The sequence below is a fragment of the Flavobacteriales bacterium genome (assembly GCA_019694795.1).
In the GTDB taxonomy this organism is placed as follows: Bacteria; Bacteroidota; Bacteroidia; order Flavobacteriales_D; family UBA2798; genus UBA2798.
In genome coordinates, this window is the sequence record JAIBBF010000112.1 from 1 (window position 1) to 4,016 (window position 4,016).

The window sequence follows — 4,016 nt, forward strand, 5'->3', positions numbered from 1 at the left end:
GAGTCAACATTAACCAATTATTTGCATGAGCCCGAAATCAATGCACTGGTGTATAGTTTTCAGGATGTAACAGAGCGGGAAGAAAATATTTTGCGGATTAAAAAGTCGGAACGAATCTACCATAGCATGGCGCAATCCATTCCGGAATCTGCGGTAATATTATTCGATCATGATCATCGTTTCTTAATGGCCTCTGGTCCTGTTTTAGAGCTAATGGGATACGATTTATCGGTTATGGAAGGAGCTTTGGCTAAAGATATTCTTCCGGCCGACCGATATGCGATTATGGCTCCACTCTACAACCAGGTTTTGGCAGGTGAGCAATTTAAAATGGAACTGGAACTCCGCGGTTTTAGTTTGATTCTGCATTTCGTTCCGTTTTTCGATGACCACAATCAGGTGGAATATGCCATGTTACTTGCCATTGATGTAAGTAATCTTAAAAATGCTTTACACAAAGTCCAGGTATTAAATGCCGAGCTGGAAGAACGGGTGAAAGAACGAACGCAAAATCTCGAAATAGCGAATAAAGAGTTGGAGTCGTTTTCCTATTCGGTGAGTCACGATTTACGCGGACCCCTACGTGCCATCAACGGTTATGCAGAAATCCTGGTAGAAGATTACCGTTCAAAATTGGGCGACGATGGAAAAGTGTATCTCGATAACATCATGTATTACTCCGGTAAAATGGGACAGTTAATTGATGATCTGCTCGATTTTTCGCGTATTGGCAAAAAGACGATTTCGGTTTCGGAGGTGGATATGGAACGTTTGTGCTGGCAGGTATGGGAGAGTATGCCATTAGCACAACGCGAACGGGTAGATATTGAGATTGAAGAATTACCGAATTGGTACGGCGATAAAAATTTATTGAGTTATGTCATCGGAAATTTATTATCGAACGCCATCAAGTATTCTTCTAAGAAGGAACATCCGAAGGTGGTGATCAGTACCAAAACAACAGAGAATGGACTCGCCATTTCGATTAAAGACAATGGTGTAGGGTTCGATATGAAATACTACAACAAATTATTCGGTGTGTTTAACCGATTGCATAGCGATGAAGAATTTGAAGGTACAGGAGTGGGCTTAGCCATTGTGCAGCGTATTGTTCTTCGTCACCAAGGTAAAGTCTGGGCTTATTCAGAACCTGGTAAAGGAGCTGAATTTTTCTTTACTATTGCTGTGCCCGGACCCCAAACTATTGTAACTAATGTACAGGAATATGCCAAGTCAAGTGGAAATACTGCTGGTTGAAGATAACCGCAGTGATGCAGATCTTACGATCAGGGCTTTAAAAAAATACAACCTTACCAATCACATTGTGCATTTAAAAGATGGACAGGAAGCCATGGATTTCATTTTTTGCAATGGTGAGTTCGCGAATAAAACCATGGAAGAGCAACGTCCGAAAATGATTTTACTCGATTTGAAAATGCCCAAGATTAATGGCTTGGAAGTTTTAGAAGCAATACGAACTGATGTGCGTACCAAAACGATTCCTGTAGTGGTATTAACGTCCTCGCGCGAACATCCGGATGTGGAGAAGGCTTATGAATTGGGTGTCAACAGTTACATCGTAAAACCCGTGCAATTCGATGCATTTATGGAAGCGGTAAAAGAAATCGGAATGTATTGGATGTTACTCAATACACCGCCCGAAAATTGAAATCAGAGTCGTTGTAATGGCGTACTAACACCATCCACACAACTGTAGCATTTCAGTTTATCCTTAAACACGCTCGATTTAAATACCGATTTATTCAGCAGCATACGCACGCATTCCTGAATCCCTTCAATAATGGAAGGATGCGGGTGAATCATCTCGGCGAGTTCTTCTACGCCTTTGCCCATTTTAATTAATAAAGCACAAGCCTGTATCGCAGAGGAGGCATGTTCCCCAATGGCACGCATTCCGAGAATTTTCATTTCATTATCGTTGGTCACAATAATTTTAAAGAATCCCTGTGTTTTACGCATCGCAATGGCGCGGGCAATAACGGAATAGTCGATCTTCACCACTTTAATGGGAATATTTTTCTCGCGGCATTGCTTTTCATTCATACCCACAGCGGCCACCTCCGGGTGAAGGAACATTATGGTGGAAATATTATCGTAGGATAAAGGTTTAATCGGAGTATCACCTGCCACGATTTTCTCCACGGCATGTCTTCCTTCCAATTCGCCCATGTTCACCAATTGGATGCGTCCGGAAACATCACCCACCGCATAAATATGTGGAACGGAAGTACGGGTATCCACATCACCAATGTGCACACCACGTTTCGACATGGTTACGCCGGCTTCTTTCATCCCCAGTTCTTCAATGTTGGGGGTACGACCAATCGCTAGCAAGGCTTTTTCTACACGAATCACTTCGCGTCGACCATCCGTATACGAGAGTTCGTATTCCACTTCGCCATCTACTTTAACAAGGCGCTCCAGTGAGGCGTTATGGTGAATGGTTACTCCTTTTTCTTCGAGGTTGTACGAAACCAAATCCGAGATGTCCTCATCTTCGAAGGGAAGAATACGGTCGGCACGGTCGATCAGGTACACTTTGGTTTTACCGAAATTGGCGAAGATGGTAGCAAATTCACAACCAATAACCCCGGCTCCAACAATCACTAAACTTTTTGGAAAATCTTCGATATGGTGAATGCCGTCGCTCGACATGATCACCTTTTCGTCAACGTCCACATTGTTGAGTTTACGCGGACGACTACCGGTGGCGAGAATAACATTATCGGCCCAAACGATTTTTTCTTCTTCTTCTTTGCGAATCAGAATTTCATTCGGAGAAATCATCGTCCCCGTTCCGCGCTCATAATGAAACAAGGGATTTTCGGTTTCGGTTTGCAGTAATTTAATGTGACAGGAATACTGGAATTTACGATCGAAAATCGCTTCGTTCATCGTACGTTGCACTTCCTCCCAGCTCAGCTCAAAACGCTTTCTTCCTACCGTTACAATCGATTCGTTGATGGTAGATACTTTCTCGGATAATTCCCAAAGGGTTTTCGAGGATAAAGCACCGTCGTAAATACCGTAACCACCTACTTTATCTTTTTCAATCAGCAATACTTTCTTGCCAAAATCAATCGCACGCATCGCCGCAGCATATCCTGCAGGTCCGCCTCCGATTACACATATATCAAAACGTTCCATGGTTAGACTCTCAAATCGGCCGAAAAGTAAGAATATCTGCGCAATTAGCAAGTGAAGGGGGGCGGGAATGAACAAAAGCGCATTTAGAAGGTTGATAGCTTGAATTTTGTCAGTTTTTTCATAGCACTATGCTCAAAAGATTACTTTTGCCCCAATGAAAGAGAAAGAGGAAAAAAAGAAAGGGTCCTGGAAACAGGCAAAACGTGTATTGGTTTACCTCAAGCCTTACCGTTTAACCTATTACACGAGCTTTTTGTTTTTGGTGCTGTCCAGCATTACTGCCATGGCCTTCCCTTTGTTAATGGGTCAACTTTTCGATGCCAACAATGCAGAGGGTAGTCTCGATTTAAGCGATATGAGTTCGGCCAATAGCGTGGCTTTGGTTTTATTTATCGTGTTTGCCTTTCAGTCCGTATTTTCCTATTTGCGGATTTACCTGGGGAGTATCGTCACCGAAGGTGTGCTTACCGACTTGCGACAAGATGCTTACCGCAAACTGATTTCTTTACCGATCGATTTTTTTAACCGCAATAAAGTGGGGGAGCTGACCTCACGACTCAGTGCTGATATTTCGCTGTTGCAGGATACATTTAATACAACACTCAGCGAGTTTATTCGTCAGTTTATAGTGATCATTGTCGGAGTTTCCGCATTAGCCTGGATCAGTTGGAAATTATCGCTGATAATGCTTGCCACCGTTCCGGTGATGGCGGTAATTGCTGTGATTTTTGGTCGCTTCATTAAGCGCTTGTCGAAAGAAGCACAAGATAAAGTGGCCGAATCGAATGGAGTAGTGGAGGAGACACTTACGGCGATTGCCAGTGTAAAAGCATATGCCAATGAAGTGT

The 4,016-nt window shown here is 43.1% G+C and carries 4 protein-coding genes; 3 read left to right on the plus strand and 1 reads right to left on the minus strand.

Annotated features, from left to right (window positions below; translation table 11 throughout):
• Together K1X56_14945 and K1X56_14950 are read left to right on the plus strand one after the other, a co-directional pair.
• A partial coding sequence (locus K1X56_14945) for a PAS domain-containing protein (protein MBX7096016.1) occupies positions 1-1,257 on the plus strand: 1,257 nt, incomplete at its 5' end.
• Positions 1,226-1,669: a response regulator gene (locus K1X56_14950; GenBank protein MBX7096017.1), complete on the plus strand. Its 444-nt coding sequence runs from the start codon at positions 1,226-1,228 to the stop codon at positions 1,667-1,669. The genes K1X56_14945 and K1X56_14950, both read left to right, overlap by 32 nt.
• A 2-nt stretch (positions 1,670-1,671) precedes the next feature.
• On the opposite strand, the gene K1X56_14955 is transcribed toward K1X56_14950, so the two are convergent.
• Positions 1,672-3,168, minus strand: a complete 1,497-nt coding sequence (locus K1X56_14955; GenBank protein ID MBX7096018.1) for an NAD(P)/FAD-dependent oxidoreductase — start codon at positions 3,166-3,168, stop codon at positions 1,672-1,674.
• Positions 3,169-3,322: 154 nt separating this feature from the next.
• On the opposite strand from K1X56_14955, the gene K1X56_14960 reads away from it, so the two are divergent.
• Positions 3,323-4,016: ABC transporter ATP-binding protein (locus K1X56_14960; GenBank protein MBX7096019.1), on the plus strand; the 694-nt coding region annotated here is incomplete at its 3' end.

Excerpts from the sequence above, each read along its gene's own strand:
- K1X56_14955 (MBX7096018.1), bottom strand. The coding sequence starts at position 3,168 with ATGGAACGTTTTGATATATGTGTAATCGGAGGCGGACCTGCAGGATAT.
- K1X56_14950 (MBX7096017.1), top strand. The coding sequence starts at position 1,226 with ATGCCAAGTCAAGTGGAAATACTGCTGGTTGAAGATAACCGCAGTGAT.